This is a genomic window from Parerythrobacter lacustris, from assembly GCF_024626475.1.
Lineage (GTDB): Bacteria > Pseudomonadota > Alphaproteobacteria > Sphingomonadales > Sphingomonadaceae > Parerythrobacter_A > Parerythrobacter_A lacustris.
Genome location: NZ_JANKHH010000003.1, coordinates 282,834 through 301,186 on the forward strand (window position 1 = coordinate 282,834; position 18,353 = coordinate 301,186).

Here is an 18,353-nt window from a genome sequence, read left to right on the forward strand (position 1 = left end):
TCCCCTTTTCTTTTGCGCGCGCATTGCGCTGCTCACTTCACATTAAGCTGCAAGCGCCTATATCGGTGCTGCCCGTTTCGGCGGGATATGGCGATAAATGGCCTCGTGTAATAGACGCAACGGACCCGGGGGCAGTACCCGGCGGCTCCACCACCGAACCCCACAGGGGCGCGATGACGGGGCCGAACCAGGATCGACGTGTGTTGAAAGACGTGTGTTTTCGCCCGGGCTGAGTAACCCGTAAAACTGTTCACAACACACAAGTGCCAACGATAACGAAGCACTCGCAATCGCAGCGTAATGTGACGGGCTAACGCCCTGAAGTTACAAAGCTAAAGCGCGGTTGGACCCACCGGGCAACAGAAGCGGATTCCGGGGCTCCGGGGGTAGCTAGCAACAGAAACCCCCACCTTTCGAATCTTGCGATATTTACTCACACGAAGACACGAAGATGTCGGCGTTTCCGTCAATGTGCGTGGTAGTCATTTGCTATCCGCCGGAGGCCCGATTTTAGCGTGGCTTCGCCAAAGTTCATCAGCAGTCCAAGCGGCAACTGCATAACGCGCAAATAGGTCAGCACCTGCTTGCCGTGAACGGCGGTAAGCCGCTCGACGGATTTGAGCTCCACCACCAATCTGGATTCGACGAGCAAGTCGATCTTGAATGCGTTGTCTACGACAACGCTCCTATGTCGGAGCGTGACCGGAACTTGGCGCGCAACCGATAGCCCGCGGGCAGCCAACTCCGTGTACATCAATTGCTCATAGGCGCTTTCCAGCAGACCGGGACCTAAGTCTCGATGCAGGTGAAATCCGCAATCTATGACAATTGCAGCGACGCGCTCCAGTTCATCATCGCGCAACATCTTCGTGTCTTCGTGTGAGATTGTTAGCTTTCCGCGCTTGATGCCGCCTGAACCCGCTCCCGCTCGTACCGCAGGCAATCGAGGATCTTCGCGCCTGCCAGGAATACCGCGCCGGTGGTGGCGAGGAACAGCAGCTTTCCGCCCCAGCCGGGATAGTCGACGAGATATTGCGAGCCGCGCGCGGTAGCGCCGAGCGCCAGCGCGTAGATGATCAGAAAGGCCTCAACCCTCGTCTTGATGACGAACAGCCTGCCGATCTTCTGCCACATGCGCGCCTCGCCTCTCGTTAACATTTCACAACGCAAACACCGTGCCAGCAACGCGTTCGCGCGGCATGCGGTGGTTAACGGGTGAGGGCAGTGTAAACGCTTCCGACGACGTGTCGAGCGCGTTAACCGAGTTCGGCGAGGTCGAGAGATTCCAACAGTTTGCCACGTGCAGTTCGAACGCTTTCGGCGAGCGCGGGGTCCCCGATATCCGACGGGTCGACCTGCTCCGGCCACCACTCGCCGATGACTTTCGCGAGCAGATCGGCCTTGGCTTCGGACAGCATGAAGCGCGGGTCGACCGTTGCCGGATCGGCCACCACGCGCAGCCGCAGGCAGGCAGGGCCACCGCCGTTCGCCATGCTCTGGCGCACGTCGACCGGTATCACCTGCCGGATCGGCCCGTTCGAGGCGAGCATTGATTCGCACCAGGCCCACACACTGGCGCTTTCGCGGCATTCCTCGGGCACGACCAGCGCCATCTCGCCTGAGGGCAGGGTGAGGAGCTGGGCATTGAACAGATAGGTCTTGATCGCTTCGGCGAGGCTCACCGAGTTCGACGACACTTCGACCACCTCCAGCGCGGGGAAGGCGGTGCGGATCGCCTCATACGCTGCATCGCGGTCGGCAAACGCCTCTTCATGTGCAAACAGCACTCGCTCGTTGGCGACCGCGACAACATCGTTGTGAAACGCGCCGGCTTCGATCGCGGCGGGGTTCTGCTCGATGAATATCGTGCGTGCCGGGTCGAGCCCGTGGAGCCGGGCGACCGCGCGGCTGGCCTGTTCGTGCTGGCGGGCGGGGAATTTGCCTCCCGGTCGGCCATAGACGAACACCTCGACCCCCGGCGCGCCATGCCCTTCGCAAAAGCGCATGTGGTTGGCCGCACCCTCGTCGCCGAAGCTCGGCGGCACGGCTTCGTGTACAGTGAAGTGCTCACGGTCGCCGAAAGCGATGTCGAGCTGCGCCTTGGTGTCGCGCCATTCCTGCGCCCGATGGACCATGGTTACGAGGTTCGCAGGGGTCAGGTGGCATTTGCCGTCAGCGGTATCGGGCGCGGGGCTGACCGTCGCGGCATTGGCGGTCCACATCGAACTGGCCGACCATGCCGCGGCGAGCAAGGCTCGGTCTGTGGCCGGATCAACCGCTAGGCGGCGCAAGGTTTCATCGTACGGGCGCGGCAACGGCAGGAAAAACCCTTGCGCCAGCCCACGTGCCATGTTGCCGCGCATCTTGGCCACACCCTGCAGTGCCGCCGCGCGCGGATAAGACGGGTCGCCCTTGTGGCTCGCGCTGGCGATATTGCCGAGGCTGAGACCCGCGTAATTGTGCGACGGGCCGACGATGCCGTCGAAATTGATTTCTTGCAGTGGCATGTTTTCAAACTCGTCATTGCGAGCGACCGGAGGTCGCGCGGCAATCCATGGTCGAACATATCGGCAAGACGAGCGGGCCATGGATCGCCGCGTCGCTGCGCTCCTCGCGAAGACGGATTAGGTGCTCACCGCGCCACGCTCCACACGATATCGCCCGGCTGTACGTCGAGCGTCTCGGCAGCCGTGGCATCGATGGTGACCGAGCCGTCGGGATTGATGCAACGCTCGCCATAGCAGCTGCGGAAGCCGTCGAGATGGCTGGTCGCGAGCAGCGCGCGCTCGCCGCCCTCGCAATCGACCGCCTCGACCGTTGCGTGCTTCGCTTCCTTCACGCTCTTCACTTGGTCGGTCCGCGCCAGCATGGTCGGCCCGCCGTCGAAGATGTCGACGTAGCCGTCGTAGGAGAATCCCTCGTTCTCGAGCATAGTCATCGCCGCGCGGCCGGTGGGGTGGGGCAGGCCGATCACGCTGCGCGCATCGTCATTGAGCATGGCGACATAGACCGGGTGTTTGGGCATCAGGTCGGCGATGAACTGGTTGCCGTTGATAGCGTTGAAATAGTCGGCTTCCTGGAACGTCATGCCGAAGAACCGCCCGGCGACCCCGTCCCAAAACGGCGATCCGCCGCGGTCGTCGATGATGCCGCGCAGTTCCGCCAGCACGCGGTCGGCGAAGCGCGCGCGGTGCATGGCGATGAACAGGTAGCGGCTGCGCGCGAGCAGCAGGCCGAGCCCGCCGGCGCGCTCGTTGGGATGCAGGAACAACCCGCCGACCTCGCTCGCACCTTCGAGGTCGGTTGTCAGGCCCAGAATCTCCGCCCGCACGGTGCGGTCGAGTTCCTGTGAATGCTGCGACAGCGTGCTCAGGCGATAGGAATAGAACGGCCATTGCTGTCCGACCTGGCTGAACATCTGGCAGGTGCCGCGCACCGCACCGGTTTGCGTGTTCTCGAGGATCAGCACGAACTGGTCGTCGCCCAGCCTGTCCTCGTCGCGCGCAAAGGCCTGCTCGGCGCGGTCGAGCTTGCTGGCAAGCGCCTTGCGGTCGGCGGGCAGATTGGTGAAGCCGCCGCCGGTCAGCTTGGCCATTTCGTACAGCGGTTCGAGATCGGAAGCGCGCGCGGCGCGCAGGCGGAAGGTCAAAGCGGGTCCCCCGATGCAAGTCTGTGCAGCACGAGCGCGGACAGGGCCGCCCGCTCGCGCAGCGATGAAACGATCATATACTCGTCGGGCGAATGGATCGCCCCGCCGCGCACACCCATGGTGTCGACCACCGGGATCCCGCAGGCGGCGATGTTGTTGCCGTCGCACACCCCGCCGGACGGCTGCCAGCCGATCTGTTGCCCGAGCGAGGCGCCGCAATTGCGCACCAGATCGAACAGTTTCTGCGCGCGGCGGTCGACCGTCTTGGGCGGGCGGGTGATGCCGCCGTGGCGATGGATGGAGACCTCGTGTGCCTGTTGCACTTCGCCGATCAGCATCGCCAGCCCCGTCTCGAAGCGGTCGGCGTCGTCGGGGCTGCGAGGGCGGATATTGAACCGCAGCACAGCATGGTCCGGCACGACATTGTTCGCTGCGCCGCCGTCGATTTTCGCCGGGTTGACCGGGCAGTCTTCGCGCTGGAGCCGCTTGACGCCCAGCACCAGTGCCGCCGCCGCAACGATGGCGTTGCGCCCGTCCTGCGGATTGCGCCCGGCGTGGGCGGACTTGCCGGTGATCGTGAGCGAATAGTTCCCGCTGCCGCCACGCGCGTGCGCCAGCGTGCCGTCGGGCAGGGCGGAGGGTTCGTAGGTCAGCGCGGCGTATTTGCCTTGCGCCAGTCGCTCGATCAGCGGGGCGGAGGCGAGCGAGCCGGTTTCCTCGTCCGAATTGATCAGCACGTCGTAGCCGATGCGATGTGCGTCTTCGCTCATCTCGAACGCCTTGAGCGCGTGGAGGATGACCGCGATCCCGCCCTTCATGTCGGCGAGGCCGGGGCCGTTCAGCGTGTCCTCGTCAAGCCACTGCTGGAGCTGGAACGGGTGATCCTTGGGGAACACCGTGTCCATGTGCCCGGTGAACAGCAGCCGCCGCTCCGCCGCAGGTCGCACGCGCAGCACCATGTGCCTGCCGAATTGCCGCTCCACCTCGCGCCCGTCGGGGTCGATCGCGGTCACCGGCGCGGGTTCGACCAGCTCAAGATCGCCGGGCAGGGCGGAATAGGCGTCGGCCAGCATGCCGGTCAGATCGGCCAGTCCGTCAAGGTTCGCCGTGCCGGTGTTGATCGCGCTCCATTCGCAGGCGTGCGCGAGCATTGCATCCTGCTCGATCGGCGCGATCAGCGCTTCGGTCTGGCTATCCGGTTTCATCTGCAACCGGCTCTAGCGGGGGATCGGCGCAGCCTCCACCCCTGTTCTTAACATGGGGGCTAGCCAGCCTTGGCGACAGAGACGGCGAAGGTCTGGCGCATTGTCACCATCTTTGTCATCCCCGCGCACGCGGGGATCCAAGACGACCCCGGTGCCATGGATTCCCGCGTGCGCGGGAATGACAACGAGAGGGCAAACTGATCGCGAGGAATACAACCGCAATTTGAATAGAGCGGGGCTTTGAGGCGTTGCAAAGCCGCGCCCGCTTGGCCATAGCGCGCCTCGTCCTCCCCGGGATTTGCCGCTATCATTCCCTCGTGCACCCGCGTGCGCGAAGCAAATTTGTGAGGATTCATGACCGATTACGTCACGCGCGCCGGATTGCAGGTGTACCCCGGCCTGGCCGACTTGCTCGAGACGCAGGTACTTCCGGTGCTCGGCCGCGATGCCGATGCCTTCTGGCTCGGCTTTGCGTCGCTCCTCGCCGAAATGGCCCCGCGCAACCGCGAGCTGCTGGTCAGACGCGACACGCTGCAGGCGCAGATCGACGCCTGGCACAAGGATCGCGCGGGCCAGACGCACGATGCGGCCGCCTATCGCGCCTTCCTCGAGGAAATCGGCTATCTCGTCCCCGAGCCCGCGCCGTTCACCATCGGCACCGGGAATGTCGATGCGGAAATCGCGACCATGGCCGGGCCGCAGCTGGTGGTCCCAATCCTCAATGCACGCTTCCTGCTCAACGCCGCCAATGCGCGCTGGGGGAGCCTCTACGATGCGTTTTACGGCACCGACGCGCTCGACGCGCCGGCAGCGCTTCCCGGCAGCTACGACGAGCTGCGCGGGCAGGCGGTGATCGCGCGCGGGCGCAGGTTCCTCGATGAAACCTTGCCGCTGGCCGATGGCAGCTGGACCAAGATCGCGGGCCGCGACGACATCGTACTCGCCGATCCCGGGCAATACGTCGGCGAGACCGCCAGTGGCATGCTGTTCCGCAACAACGGATTACATGTCGAGGTCGTGTTCGACCCGGAATCCCCGATCGGGCAGGGCGACCGCGCGGGCATCGCCGACATCAACCTCGAAGCCGCGCTGACGACGATCTGTGACTGCGAGGACTCGGTCGCGGCGGTGGATGGCGAGGACAAGACGCTCGCCTACACCAACTGGCTCGGGCTGATCCGCGGCGATTTGCAGGAAACTTTCGAGAAAGGCGGCGCGCAGATGACCCGCGCGCTCAACGCCGACAAGCTCTACCGCGACGCCGACGGCAACCAGCACGCGCTGAACGGGCGCAGCCTGCTGTTCGTGCGCAATGTCGGGCATCTGATGACCAATCCGGCGATCCTGCTGGAGGATGGCTCCGAAATCCCCGAAGGCATCATGGACGCGGTGTTCACCAGCGCGATCGGCGCGCTCGACGTGGAAGGCCATGCCGAGCATGGCAACAGCCGCCACGGTAGCATCTATATCGTCAAGCCGAAGATGCACGGGCCGGAGGAATGCGCCTTCACCAACGACCTGTTCGATGCGGTGGAGGACCTTCTCGCCCTGCCGCGCCACACGATCAAGGTCGGGGTGATGGACGAGGAACGACGCACCTCGGCCAACCTCGCCGCCTGCATCCACGCGGTGAAGGACCGCATCGTGTTCATCAACACCGGCTTCCTCGACCGCACGGGGGACGAGATCCACACCTCGATGCAGGCCGGGCCGATGATCCGCAAGGGCGCAATGAAGACCAGCGGCTGGCTCGCCGCCTACGAGAAGCGCAACGTCGGGATCGGCCTGAAGCACGGCCTCTCGGGCAAGGCGCAGATCGGCAAGGGCATGTGGGCCGCGCCCGACCTGATGGGTCAGATGATGATCGAGAAGATCGGCCATCTGAAGGCAGGGGCCAACACCGCCTGGGTCCCTTCGCCTACCGCCGCCACGCTCCACGCACTGCATTACCACCAGTGCGACGTCTTCGAGGTCCAGCAGGGCCTCGGCGATATCCCGCCGGTGGACGAGCTGCTGGCAATCCCGCTGGCGGATGGCACCAACTGGTCCGAAGACGAAGTGCGCGAGGAGCTCGACAACAACGCGCAAGGGTTGCTCGGCTACGTCGTGCGCTGGATCGACGCCGGGGTCGGCTGCTCCAAGGTGCCGGACATCAACGACGTCGGCCTGATGGAAGATCGCGCGACGTTGCGCATTTCGTCGCAGCACATGGCCAACTGGCTACTCCACGGCGTGTGCAGCCGTGAGCAGGTGATGGACAGCCTCCACCGCATGGCCGCCAAGGTCGACGCGCAGAATGCGGGTGACCCGTTCTACCAGCCGATGGCGGGCAACTGGGACACCAGCCTCGCCTTCAAGGCGGCGTACGAACTGGTGTTCAAAGGCGTCGAGCAACCGAGCGGTTACACCGAACCGCTGCTTCACGCTTGGAGGTTGCGAGAGAAGGCAACGGGTTAAGCAAATCAGCCTATTATCGTTGATGTAGTTCCCGAAATCGAGGATATCTCGCGTTCTGGAGGGTTGTCGCGATGTGGGGACTGCGTATCGAGTACGCGCTTTTTGCTGGACTTGCTGCTGCAATTATTGGCTTGATACTCAAGTACTTAGGCTATCAGCATCCGGCTACTGGGCCGGATAGGCCTCGCTATCGACCATATCTGATTGCCTTGTCCGGCATACTTTTTGTCGGATTGCTATATTTGCAGGCCCGGACCGGGAGGGGCCTCGACCAGCATCTCGGGTGCGCTATTTTTGGGTGTGAAACGCAGCCTTTAAACAACGGCGGATCGCCCGTCGAAGTTCGAGATGAATCTGCATTCTCTAGCTGCGTGCGTGAATTGAAAGCGCAGTTCACCTGCGAGGGGTTTCTTGAGTATGCATCGCGTTCAGATACTGTCATTTTACGAAACGATCCACGAAACTACACCCTGGATGAACCGATCGAATTGGCTGTGGCAATAGCGCAGACGAAGTTAATTGTTGGCGACCAGAACTATAACGCTTGCCAAATATTCGAGGAGTCAGTGAGAGAAAGTTGCAAAACGCTTTCAAATGTTGGCCAAAGCGATCTCGGAAGTCGTTAGGGAAGCATTGCCTTCGCAACGCTGACAAAGTCCGCCACGCTTTTTGCTTCCGCCCGCCGCGTTTCGTCAAGGCCCACGTCTGGTGTTCTTCGTGCGCACCAATATACTTTTGCGGCCTTCGCGCAAAATCTTGGGCCGCTGGCCGAAGGTAGCCTCGATTTGCCGCTCCAGTTTGCGCGCGGAATCGCCTTCCGGCCTCTCATCGAGGGTCACATGGGCGATCCACCCATTACCTTCGGTGGCGGGGGTGAAGGTGCTGCGGTGTACCTCTATCGCCACATCATGGAATGGGCGGCCGAACAGTCACCCCAGATTGCCGCGAAGATGGTGCAGACAGACCCGGCGCTGAACCGGCCCGCAATCAGCTAGGCTGCTTCCGCCGCCTTCGCCGCTTCCAGCGTCTTGCGCCGCCGGCCCCGCTGCACGATATTGAGGATCTCCACCCCGACCGAGAAGCCCATCGCGGCGTAGATATAGCCCTTCGGCACGTGGAAGCCGAAGCCGTCGGCGATCAGCACCAATCCGATCATCACCAGGAAGGCGAGCGCGAGCATCACCAGCGTCGGGTTCTTCTCGATAAAGCGCGCCAGCGGATCGGCAGCGACCATCATCACGCCGACGGTGATGACCACAGCGGCGACCATGATCGGGATATGATCGGTCATGCCCACGGCGGTGAGGATCGAATCGATCGAGAATATGAGGTCGATCGCGATGATCTGCACGATCACCGCGCCGAAGGTGGCGGTGGCGGCGGCGGCAACGCCCGGCGTCTTGTCGAGCAGGTCGCCGCTGTCGTCACCCGGCTCCATCGAATGGTGGATCTCCTTGGTCGCCTTCCACAGCAGGAAGAAACCGCCGGCGAGCAGGATCAGGTCGCGGCCTGAAAACGCCGTCTCGAAAGTCGCATCGCCATATTCGTTCGGTGCGCCCGATATGCCGAGATCGAACAGCGGTGTCTGCAAGGTCACGATCCAGCCGATCACCATCAGCAGGCCGATCCGCATGATCAGTGCGAGCGAAAGGCCGATGCGCCGCGCCTTCTGCTGTTGATGTTCGGGCAGCTTGTTCGACAGGATCGCGATGAAGATGAGGTTGTCGATCCCGAGGACCACCTCGAGCGCGATCAGGGTGAGCAGCGCCAGCCAAGCGGCGGGATCGGAGAGGAGTGCCATGATATCCATGCGTCTGCCTGTGCCGAACCGCTCGACACCGCGCAAGCGCGATTTTGGGCGTCCTCAGCCCAGCTCGCGGGCGAGGGCGATGTAATCCGCGACGCCGAGCGTTTCCGCTCGCCGCGTTTCGTCGATACCGAGCGTTTCGAGTGCCTGAAGCGCGCCCGGAACACCCTTCAAGCTCTGCCGCAGCATCTTGCGCCGCTGTCCGAAGGCGGCTTCGGTCAGCCGTTCCAGCATGCGGGCGGACACACCTTCCGGCATTACGGCAGGCACGACGTGCACGATCGCGCTCATCACCTTGGGCGGCGGGGTGAAGGCACTGCGATGGACCTTCATCGCGAGGCTCGCCGCGCTGCGCCATTGCGCGAGCACCGCCAACCGGCCGTAGGTGCTGCCCCCCGGCTGTGCGACGATGCGCTGCGCGACCTCCTGCTGGAACATCAGCGTGAGCGAGGTCCATTGCGGGGGCCAGGCTTCTCCTCCGAGCCAGCGAACGAACAATGCGGTGCCAACGTTGTAGGGAAGATTCGCGACCACCGCGAAGGGCTCGCCGCCCACCAAATCGCTGTGCTCGATTTTCACCGCATCGCCTTCGACCACGCGGAGCATGCCGGGATAAACGTCGGAGAGTTCGGCGAGGGCCGGGAGGCAGCGACGGTCCATCTCGATCGCAGTGACGCGGGCTCCGGCCTTGAGCAATGCACGGGTCAGCCCTCCGGGCCCGGGGCCGATCTCGAGCACCGCCTTGCCCCGCAGGTCGCCCGGGATGGCAGCGATCCGGTCGAGCAGCTGCGCGTCGTACAGGAAGTTCTGACCCAGCGCTTTCGAGGCTGAAAGGCCGTGCCGGGCGATGACGTCGCGTAGGGGGGGCAGGTCGGGCACGGTCATGGCGTACCCCTATACCGTCATTGCGAGCGAAGCGAAGCAATCCAGAGCCCTCGCGCGGGACTTCGTTGGGTTGCCGCGGCGCTGCGCGCCTCGCAATGACGGGTCATATTGCGGCCCGCCGTGCCGCCATTCCGCCCGCCATGCGGATTGCCGCGATCATCGCGCCGGGATCGGCAATGCCCTTTCCTGCGATGTCGAAGGCGGTGCCGTGGTCGGGGCTGGTGCGCACGAACGGCAGGCCGAGCGTGACGTTGACCCCCTGGTCGAAATCGAGCGCCTTGACCGGGATCAGCGCCTGGTCGTGATACATGCAGATCGCGGCATCGAAGGTCGCGCGCTGGCGCGGTGCGAACAGTGCATCCGCCGGGTGCGGGCCAGTGGCATCGATCCCTTGAGACACGAGCAGCTCGATAGCGGGCGCGATGATATCGAGCTCCTCGCGCCCGAATCTGCCGCCTTCGCCGGCATGCGGGTTGAGGCCGGAGACCGCGATACGCGGGTTGGCAATTCCGAAGTCGCGTTGCAGCGCGCTGGCCGTGATGGTGGCCTTCTTCACGATCAATTCGATCGACAGGCGGGCCGGGACTTCGGCGATTGCGCAGTGGATCGTCAGCGGCACCGCGCGTACGCTCGGCCCGGCGAGCATCATCACCGCTGCTTCGGTATCCAGCCCGCTGGCTTCAGCGAGGAATTCGGTCTGACCGGGATATTCGAACCCGACCTTGACCAGCTGCGACTTGGCGACCGGCGCGGTCACCAACGCCGAGGCCGCGCCGACCAGTGCAAACCGCATCGCTTCGGCGAGCGAATGAAGGGCCAGAGCAGCGCCTTGCTCGCTTGGTTCACCCGGGGTGTAGTCGCAATCGGCCAATGGGAGGACCGGCAAGGCTACGGTGAACGCCGCCAAAGCCTCCCCGGGATCAGCGATGACCTGAATATCGACCGCCAGTCCGCGCTGGCTGGCCGCTTCGGCAAGCAGCCTTGCGCCGCCTACGACGCAAAAAGCCGGGAGCTTCTCCGCCTCACGACGCGCCCAGGCCGCGGCAATCAGCTCGGGCCCGATACCGGCAGGATCGCCCAGCGAAATGGCGAGTGGAGGCAGGCCGGAATGGTCAGCCATCGCCCCCTCGCCCGGTTCAGCCGGGAAACTGGATATCGGCGTCGTTGCGCAGATCGCGCAGGTAAGCGTTCGCCCGCTTCTCGATCCGCTCGTTCTCGATTTCCTGCTGGATCTGCGCCACGGTCTTGCCGCTGGCGGCGGGCGGAGCCTGCTTGTCGCACAGGATCAGGACCCGCACACCGTCTTCCTTCGAGCCGAAACCGGGGGTGGACTGGCCCGGCTGCATCTCGAGCAGGATCGATTGTAGCTGCGGCGGCAGCGAGCGGGCGCGGATCGAATTGTTGGGCACAACCTGCGCGCCGATCTCCGCAGCCTTGGCATCTGCCAATTCACAGCTGCCGACCTGCGACATCGCCTCGCCGAACGCATTGACCCGGCTAGTGAATTCCTCGTCCGAGATATCCGGCGGGAAACTGATCGAGACTTGCTTCAGGCTTAGCATCGAATCGCGTGGGTCGGCCATAAGGACCTGCCGCTTGTCGATCAGCAGGACGATGCTGAAGCCGCCCGGGACCTCGATCGGGCCGACCAGTTCGCCGACCTGCATCTGTTCGACCTCACGCGCGAGCTCGGGCGGCAGTCGGTTGAGCTGGACGAAATCCAGATCGCCGCCGACGGTCGCGGTCGAGGCTTGGGAGAACTGGCGGGCATAGGCCTGGAAATTGCCGCCTTGCCGCAACCTCTCGACGATCCCGACTGCCGTCTGGTACACCGCCTGGCGCGTTTCAGGGGTCGTGCTGAGGTATATTTCGCCAATCCGGTATTCGGTCGATCCGCGGGTGGCTTCGAGTTGCGCCAGTTGTTCCTGCGCCTCTTCGACCGAAACGTTGATGAACGGGATGACATTGCGGCGCAGCAGCAACTGCCACGCGATCTCACCGCGAATCTGGCGCTTGAGCGAGGCAGCTGAGGAACCGAAAGCGAGCATCTGCTCATTCATCTTGTCGATCGCATCGGCGGTGGCGCCGAAATTGCGCTGTGCCACTTCGGCATAGCGCCCTTCGACCATGGCGGTCTCGACTTCCAGCTCCTGCGCTTCGGCGCCCTGGATCTGGAGGGTCTCGTCGATCAGGTTGCTGAGCACCTGAAGTCGCACGAGCTGCAGTTCTTCCTCGGGCAGTTCGCCGCCGGACGTCGCAACGAGCAGTGCGACGCGGTGGGCCAGGTCTGTGCCGGTAATGACGGAGCCATTGACCACCGCCACCGGCGCGCGGTTGTTCGGGTCGTTCAGCTTGGGGCCGACAACCGAGATCGGGATGTTGGTCGGCCCGAAAGTCTCCTCGGCTGCCTGCGCCTGAGCAATCACCGGAGTTGCGGCGAGCGAAAGCGCGGCAAGCCCGCCTAGAAGCCTGGTACAGTAGTTATGAATCACGAATAGCTGTTCCGTCTCTCGCGCGCCGTTTCGCGCAGATTTCCTTATCGCACCTCGGCCAGCGCGGCTTAACCGAAGCTGAGTGCGCCGGTCAGATAGCCGAAGCTCGCGCCGCTGCCAATGCTTGTAGGTTCCGCCTACCGGAAACCGAAATTGCGGATCGCGAAATAGAGCTGGAAGGTGTCGCCGCGCTGGGCATCGCCCGCATCTGTGTAGTCCCTGCGCCAGGTCAGGCCCATCTCGAGGCAGTCGTCCTGATAGGCGACCCCCACCCGGGTACGGATCGGCTCGAACCCGTCCGATGTCAGCAGCGGGTCTTCCCGCGCATCGGTCAGGTTGAACACGCCCGAACCGAACACCGACCAGTACCGCGCAAAGGCGACGCGGGCCGACAGGCGCAGTTCCTCGCGGTCCTGCAAGTCCTCTATCCCCGCAGCGATATCGCGGTTGAGCCGCAGATAGCCGACCTCGGCATAGGTGCTCTTGCTGCCGATGGTCGCGTCGAACTCGTTGCGCCGGATGGCTAAATTGTCCTTGTCCAGCCGGTAGCGGTGGGTCAGCTGGACGAAATCGCGATAGCGGACTTCAGTCCGCCCGACGAAGTCCGAAACCCGCTCGCTGAGGCCGGTCCCGTCGACCAGAATGCCGCGCTCGTTGTCGAGCCGATACGATTGACCGAAGGTCGTCTTGACCCGCCAGCCGGGCCGCTGCAGGTCCCAGTCGAAGCCGTAGACCACCCGCACGCCATCCTCGACCCGGTCATAGCCGGGGAAACGGTTAAGCGCGAAAAGGTTCGAATCCTCGAGGTCGATCGCCCGTGCATCTTCGTTGGGGACGGCGAGGTTGCGGATCGGCGGGCTGGCGACGATTTGCACGCGGGGGGTAAGCACCTGCGTTCCGCCGAACGCCTCGCCCACGAACGGCCACTGCATGTCGATCGCGGCGACTGCGATCCCGCGCGCCTCCCAGCCCGGATTGCCGCGATAGAGTGCCGTAGCGGTAAGCGCATTTTCGTCACTGTGGTACACATCGCCGCGCGCCAGAGCGCTGAGTGTTACCACCTGGCCGAGACCGGTCATCCGGCGCAGGTCCCACCGAGCAGACGCAAAGGCCCGCTGCGTATCCTGACCCTTGTCGCGCACGATCGAAAGCGTATTGGCTTGCAGCTCGAGTGTCCCGCCGAGCCCGGTCGGGTCGTCCATGCGCCGTCGGTAGTCGATGATCGGCACCGCGATCGGCACCTGTCCCTGGTCCTGGTTGAGGCGCAAGGTCTGGGTCGCCCAACCGGAAATCGAAAGGTAAGATTTCTCGTCGATCCGCTCCGCATTGACCGTCGATCGCAGCCGGTCGTCACGGCTGATGTCGTAGCGGCGCAGGAAGGTGCGGTCGGTCGCGAGGCGCAGCGAGCCGGAGATGCTCCATTCGGGGGTGAACTGGAACTTGCCATTGGCGTCGATGTATCCGCGCAGGTCGCGCTCGGTCGTCGGTGTTCCGGTAAAGTCGGCAATCCGGGCGCTGCGGGTGACATAACCGGTGATCTGGTACGCGCCCTCGGCGGCGAGGTGGCGCCACTTAGCCTGCACCATAGGCGGCGCTTCGCTGAAGACGTACCCGGTGAGCTCGAGGTCCTTGTTGTCGGCCACGCGCCAGTAATAGCTGCCGGAAACCTCCACCCCGTTCGATTCCGAGACCCTCAGATCGGGGACCAGGAAACCGCTCTCCCCCTTGCCGTCGGTCCGCACTGCAAGGCCAGGCAATGGCAGGATGCGGGCCCCGAATAGTTCGAGGAAAGCACCTTTGAAGCGGATGCGCTTCTCGTCGGGATCGTAGGTGACGCGATCGGCGGTGACGCGCCAGCTCGGATCCTTGTCGCAACCGTCTGCATCGACAACCGCGCAGGCGCTGTAGGCGGCATCCATCAGCACCACGGTGCCATCCGCCCCGCGTTCGCCCGAGCGTGCCGCCAGCCTGCCGCCCTCGCGCAGGGCAAGCAACAGCTCGTCCATCGATCCGGCTTCGAATTCCTCGGTCAGCTCGACCCGCTCGGTGAACAGCTGGTTGCCCGCCTCGTCGACGAAGCGCACGCCGCCGCTCGCGACGATCTGGCCTGTCTGGCGGCTCCACACCACCTCGTTCGCGCGGACCGAGCGGTCCTCGCTGCGCAGGATCACGTTCCCGCTGGCAGTGACCGTGTCGTTCTGCGAATTGTAAGCGATCTGGTCGGCTTCGAAATCGATCACTCGGTCGGCCGAGGCGGGCCGAGGAGCGGGGGGCTGATCGAAGAAGCCGTCTTCTGGTGTGACGACGCGAACCGGCTCGTCCGTGTCGATCGGCTGCCGCACCGGTACTGGCCCAGTCGTGACGATAGGGATGACCTCGCCGTCGCCAGTCGCGCTTTCCACCTGTGCGAGAGCTGGCTGCGCCCACAGGGCCGACATCCCGAGCACGCTTACTCCCAGCGCGGCGATCCGGCGGCGAACGGAATAATCCGGCACGAGGACGGCGCGGCGCATGGCTTGCCTATCGCACTGCCCGCGCCTAATCGCAATCGCCATAGCCGATGCAGCGCGATGGAACGCGCCTATTGGAAGATCAGAACTTTCTGGAGAACCCATGCAGATCAATTTCACCGACACCCGGCCTTCGGACGCGCGGCTCGTGGCGCATATCGTCGACAAGGGCAAGATGTCATCGGGGCTTGAAGCAGCGCTGGTGGCAGGGGCCGAAGCTGCGCGGTTCAAGGGGACGACTGGCCAGCTGTTCGACAGCTTCGTCGAGCGTGACGGGCACGCGGTGCGGGTCGCTCTGGCGGGTGCGGGCGATGCGGAATCGAGCGAAAGGCATGCAAACTGCGAGAAGGCGGGTGCGGCGATCACCGCGCGCTTCCTTACCTCGGGCGCGACCGGCGTGCTCCTCGACCTGACCGACAGCGGGCTCGATGCGACGCAGGCCTGCGCGGTGCTGTTAGGTCTGCGGCTGCGCGCCTGGCGCTATGATGTCCACCGCACGAAGATGAAGGACGAGGAGAAGATCACCCTCGCGTCGGCGACCGTTATCGGCGCGCCTGACGGCACCGCAGCCGAATGGGCCGACAATGCCGCGCTGGCGGAGGGGGTGGAGTTCACCCGCGAACTGGTCGCCGAACCCGCCAACGTCATCTACCCCGTCAGCTTCGTCGAACGCTGCGAGGAGCGCTTTGCCGGGACGGGAGCCAAGATCACCGTGCTCGATGTCCCGGCGATGGAAAAGCTCGGCATGGGCGCGCTGCTCGGCGTCGGGCAGGGCAGCGAACAGCCCTCGCGGCTGCTGGCGATCGAATGGAAAGGCGGCGGTGACGAGAAGCCGGTCGCCTTCGTCGGCAAGGGCGTGACCTTCGACACTGGCGGCATCTCGCTCAAGCCCGGACCCGGCATGTGGGATATGAAATGGGACATGGGCGGCGCGGGCGCGGTGGCGGGCGCAATGCTCGCGCTGGTGAAGCGCAAGGCGAAGGCCAACATCGTCGCGGTGATGGGTCTGGTCGAGAATATGCCCGACGGCAAGGCGCAGCGTCCGGGCGATATCGTGACCTCGATGTCGGGCCAGACGATCGAAGTGCTCAACACCGACGCGGAGGGGCGGCTGGTGCTGTGCGACGCGCTGCACTGGGTTCAGGTGGAATACAAACCCGCGCGGATCGTCGATTTCGCCACGCTGACCGGGGCGATGGTGATCGCACTCGGCACCGAGCATGGCGGGCTGTTCGCCAACAATGATGCGCTGGCGGATGATCTGCTCGCCGCTGGCAAGCAGACCGGAGATAAGCTGTGGCGCATGCCGCTGGCGCCTGCTTACGACAAGCTGATCGACTCGCCGATCTCCGACATGAAAAACATCGGCCCGCGCGAAGCCGGATCGATCACCGCCGCGCAGTTCCTCAAGCGGTTCATCCTGAACGACACACCGTGGGCGCATTGCGACATTGCGGGGACAGTATGGTCCGAGAAGCCCGGTCGCACCTGGGGCAAGGGCGCGACCGGCTATGGCGTACGGCTGATCGACCAGTTCGTGCGCAACACGATCGAAGGCTGAAGGGAACGCGCCATCGCCCGCATGCGCAAGAAGGCCGAACTGCCGAGCAAGACCTGCGCGGGATGCGGCCTGCCCTTCGCCTGGCGCAAAAAGTGGGAGCGGGATTGGGATAGCGTGCGCTACTGCTCCGAGCGGTGCCGCAGGAACAAGGGGAGGGTGGAGGCATGAACCGGATCGGCTTCTATCTTTCCGGCCAGCAACCGGTTGAACGGGTGCTCCCGCTGCTGGCGAAGGCTGCGCGCCAACAGGGTGAGCGGCTGGCGGTAATCGCCGGGGATGCGGCGCTGCGCGAGCGGTTGAGCCGCGCGCTGTGGGAAGAGCGGCCGGCCGATTTCCTCGCACACGGGATGGCGGGCGAGCCGCATGCCGAGCGCCAGCCGCTGCTGATTTGCGAGACCTGCGATGCGGCCAATGGCGCGACCACGGCGATCCTGGCGGATGGCGTATGGCGCGAGGAAGCGCAGAGTTTCGCCCGCGTCCTGCTGCTGTTCGACGATGGCGCACGCGAGGCGGCACGCCCGGCGTGGCGCAATTTCGACGCGCGCGAGGGGCTGGAGCGCGAATTCTGGGAACTCGAAAACGGCAAATGGACGCGCAAGTTGTGATTGCGCGAAGTAGGAGAGTGATGATGCGGAACCGGATTGCAGTCGCTGGGCTGACCCTTGCACTCGCCGCCTGCGGATCGGGCGACAGGGAAACCGTCGAGGATCAGGACGGCTCCAGTGCAGAAATCTCGACCTCCGGCAGCGATGGCACGCAAACCACGACGATCGAAGCCGAAGGCGGGACCGCGACCATCCGCAGTGGCCCGGCGACGAGCGCCGAACTGCCGCTCGGCTTCAAGCTCTATCCCGGTGCGGAGGTTCTGGAATCGGCGACGTTCAACCAGAATGGCGACAATGGTGCACTGCTCCGGTTCATTAGCGATGCAAAGCCTGATGAATTGGTCGCCTTTTATCGCAAGGCCGCGGAAGATGCGGGGATCACGGTCGATAAGGAGTTGCTCACGGACAAGTCGCAGATCATCGGCGGAAAGGCCGCAGGTGGCGTGGCCTTCTCCTTCAGCACCGTCCCGGGGAGCGACGGCAAGACGCAGGGCCAGCTGATGATCGGGTCGGGCGGCTGAATCACCTGTGTTGCCCGCAATGCGAGGCACTTGCGCAATCGCGGGGGCGGGGCTAGGGGCGCGCGCAAGAAATTCACCCTCATTTCCCCCTGTCTAAGGAACTTCCCATGGCGGCTACCCGCACCTTTTCGATCATCAAGCCCGATGCCACCCGCCGCAACCTGACCGGCGCCGTCACCAAGATGCTGGAAGAGGCCGGCCTGCGCGTCGTCGCCTCGAAGCGCATCCACATGAGCCGCGAACAGGCCGAAGGCTTCTACGCGGTGCACAAGGAACGCCCCTTCTTCGGCGAATTGGTAGATTTCATGATCAGCGGCCCGGTGGTCGTGCAGGTGCTCGAAGGCGAAAACGCGATGCAGGCCAACCGCGACATCATGGGTGCCACCAATCCCAAGGATGCCGCCCCCGGCACTATCCGTGCGGAACTGGCCGAGAGCATCGAAGCCAACACCGTCCACGGTTCTGACTCGGACGAGAATGCCGCGATCGAAATCGCCTATTTCTTCAACGAAGACGAAATCGTCGGCTGACTTTCGGCATCCTCGAATTTCGGAAGGGCCGTCCTGGTGGGCGGCCCTTTTCGTTTGGCGATCGTGTCCTTCCCAATCGCTATCCTGATCCGGTCTCTGAGATCCATCACTTTTTGTCGTCCCCGCGAAGG

General features: G+C 64.2%; 18 protein-coding genes and 1 other RNA gene. 9 read left to right on the forward strand and 10 right to left on the reverse strand.

What is annotated here, in order from left to right:
• Positions 1–32: 32 nt before the first annotated feature.
• Positions 33–374: a transfer-messenger RNA gene (ssrA, locus tag NSO95_RS04770) on the forward strand.
• A gap of 92 nt (positions 375–466) precedes the next feature.
• On the opposite strand, the gene NSO95_RS04775 is transcribed toward ssrA, so the two are convergent.
• From NSO95_RS04775 to NSO95_RS04795, 5 genes are all read right to left on the reverse strand, one after another.
• The gene (locus NSO95_RS04775) at positions 467–865 is read right to left on the reverse strand and encodes a GxxExxY protein (protein WP_257595016.1); all 399 of its coding nucleotides are present in this window, start codon (positions 863–865) and stop codon (positions 467–469) included.
• 23 nt (positions 866–888) lie between these two features.
• The gene (locus NSO95_RS04780; protein WP_257595017.1) at positions 889–1,134 is read right to left on the reverse strand and encodes a hypothetical protein; all 246 of its coding nucleotides are present in this window, start codon (positions 1,132–1,134) and stop codon (positions 889–891) included.
• 122 nt (positions 1,135–1,256) lie between these two features.
• Complete coding sequence (locus NSO95_RS04785) at positions 1,257–2,507, reverse strand: N-succinylarginine dihydrolase (RefSeq protein ID WP_257595018.1); 1,251 nt, start codon at positions 2,505–2,507, stop codon at positions 1,257–1,259.
• Positions 2,508–2,632: 125 nt separating this feature from the next.
• A complete protein-coding gene (locus NSO95_RS04790; RefSeq protein ID WP_257595019.1) occupies positions 2,633–3,649 on the reverse strand; it encodes an arginine N-succinyltransferase in 1,017 nt (338 codons plus the stop codon).
• A complete protein-coding gene (locus NSO95_RS04795) occupies positions 3,646–4,854 on the reverse strand; it encodes a hydrolase (RefSeq protein WP_257595020.1) in 1,209 nt (402 codons plus the stop codon). Before NSO95_RS04795 ends, NSO95_RS04790 begins: the two co-directional genes overlap by 4 nt.
• A gap of 354 nt (positions 4,855–5,208) precedes the next feature.
• Here NSO95_RS04795 and NSO95_RS04800 point away from each other — a divergent pair, with 354 nt between their 5' ends.
• From NSO95_RS04800 to NSO95_RS04810, 3 genes are all read left to right on the forward strand, one after another.
• Positions 5,209–7,311 carry a malate synthase G gene (locus NSO95_RS04800; protein WP_257595021.1) on the forward strand — a complete coding sequence of 701 codons (2,103 nt, stop codon included), beginning with the start codon at positions 5,209–5,211 and terminating at the stop codon, positions 7,309–7,311.
• Between the two features lie 71 nt (positions 7,312–7,382).
• Positions 7,383–7,937 carry a hypothetical protein gene (locus NSO95_RS04805; protein WP_257595022.1) on the forward strand — a complete coding sequence of 185 codons (555 nt, stop codon included), beginning with the start codon at positions 7,383–7,385 and terminating at the stop codon, positions 7,935–7,937.
• 213 nt (positions 7,938–8,150) lie between these two features.
• Positions 8,151–8,306, forward strand: coding sequence for a hypothetical protein (locus NSO95_RS04810; RefSeq protein WP_257595023.1), 156 nt, complete (start codon positions 8,151–8,153; stop codon positions 8,304–8,306).
• On the opposite strand, the gene NSO95_RS04815 is transcribed toward NSO95_RS04810, so the two are convergent.
• From NSO95_RS04815 to NSO95_RS04835, 5 genes are all read right to left on the reverse strand, one after another.
• Entirely contained in the window at positions 8,303–9,121 is an 819-nt protein-coding gene (locus tag NSO95_RS04815) for a TerC family protein (protein WP_257595024.1), read from the reverse strand. The two genes, NSO95_RS04810 and NSO95_RS04815, sit on opposite strands and share 4 nt — an antisense overlap.
• A gap of 54 nt (positions 9,122–9,175) precedes the next feature.
• Positions 9,176–10,003 (reverse strand): 16S rRNA (adenine(1518)-N(6)/adenine(1519)-N(6))-dimethyltransferase RsmA, encoded by an 828-nt coding sequence (rsmA, locus tag NSO95_RS04820; protein ID WP_257595025.1) that lies wholly within the window; start codon positions 10,001–10,003, stop codon positions 9,176–9,178.
• A 103-nt stretch (positions 10,004–10,106) separates the two neighbouring features.
• On the reverse strand, positions 10,107–11,123 hold the full coding sequence (pdxA, locus tag NSO95_RS04825) for a 4-hydroxythreonine-4-phosphate dehydrogenase PdxA (protein WP_257595026.1): 1,017 nt from the start codon (positions 11,121–11,123) through the stop codon (positions 10,107–10,109).
• A 16-nt stretch (positions 11,124–11,139) separates the two neighbouring features.
• Positions 11,140–12,429 carry a peptidylprolyl isomerase gene (locus NSO95_RS04830; RefSeq protein WP_257595027.1) on the reverse strand — a complete coding sequence of 430 codons (1,290 nt, stop codon included), beginning with the start codon at positions 12,427–12,429 and terminating at the stop codon, positions 11,140–11,142.
• Positions 12,430–12,632: 203 nt separating this feature from the next.
• Positions 12,633–15,008 carry an LPS-assembly protein LptD gene (locus tag NSO95_RS04835; RefSeq protein WP_257595028.1) on the reverse strand — a complete coding sequence of 792 codons (2,376 nt, stop codon included), beginning with the start codon at positions 15,006–15,008 and terminating at the stop codon, positions 12,633–12,635.
• Between the two features lie 100 nt (positions 15,009–15,108).
• Here NSO95_RS04835 and NSO95_RS04840 point away from each other — a divergent pair, with 100 nt between their 5' ends.
• The 5 genes from NSO95_RS04840 (at position 15,109) to ndk (ending at position 18,222) form a co-directional block, all read left to right on the forward strand.
• Positions 15,109–16,566 carry a leucyl aminopeptidase gene (locus tag NSO95_RS04840; protein WP_257595029.1) on the forward strand — a complete coding sequence of 486 codons (1,458 nt, stop codon included), beginning with the start codon at positions 15,109–15,111 and terminating at the stop codon, positions 16,564–16,566.
• 21 nt (positions 16,567–16,587) lie between these two features.
• On the forward strand, positions 16,588–16,734 hold the full coding sequence (locus NSO95_RS04845) for a DUF2256 domain-containing protein (RefSeq protein ID WP_257595030.1): 147 nt from the start codon (positions 16,588–16,590) through the stop codon (positions 16,732–16,734).
• Positions 16,731–17,171 (forward strand): DNA polymerase III subunit chi, encoded by a 441-nt coding sequence (locus NSO95_RS04850; protein WP_257595031.1) that lies wholly within the window; start codon positions 16,731–16,733, stop codon positions 17,169–17,171. The genes NSO95_RS04845 and NSO95_RS04850 overlap by 4 nt, the downstream gene beginning before the upstream one ends.
• A 23-nt stretch (positions 17,172–17,194) precedes the next feature.
• Positions 17,195–17,692 carry a hypothetical protein gene (locus NSO95_RS04855; RefSeq protein WP_257595032.1) on the forward strand — a complete coding sequence of 166 codons (498 nt, stop codon included), beginning with the start codon at positions 17,195–17,197 and terminating at the stop codon, positions 17,690–17,692.
• Between the two features lie 107 nt (positions 17,693–17,799).
• Positions 17,800–18,222 (forward strand): nucleoside-diphosphate kinase, encoded by a 423-nt coding sequence (ndk, locus tag NSO95_RS04860; protein WP_257595034.1) that lies wholly within the window; start codon positions 17,800–17,802, stop codon positions 18,220–18,222.
• Positions 18,223–18,353 lie beyond the last annotated feature (131 nt).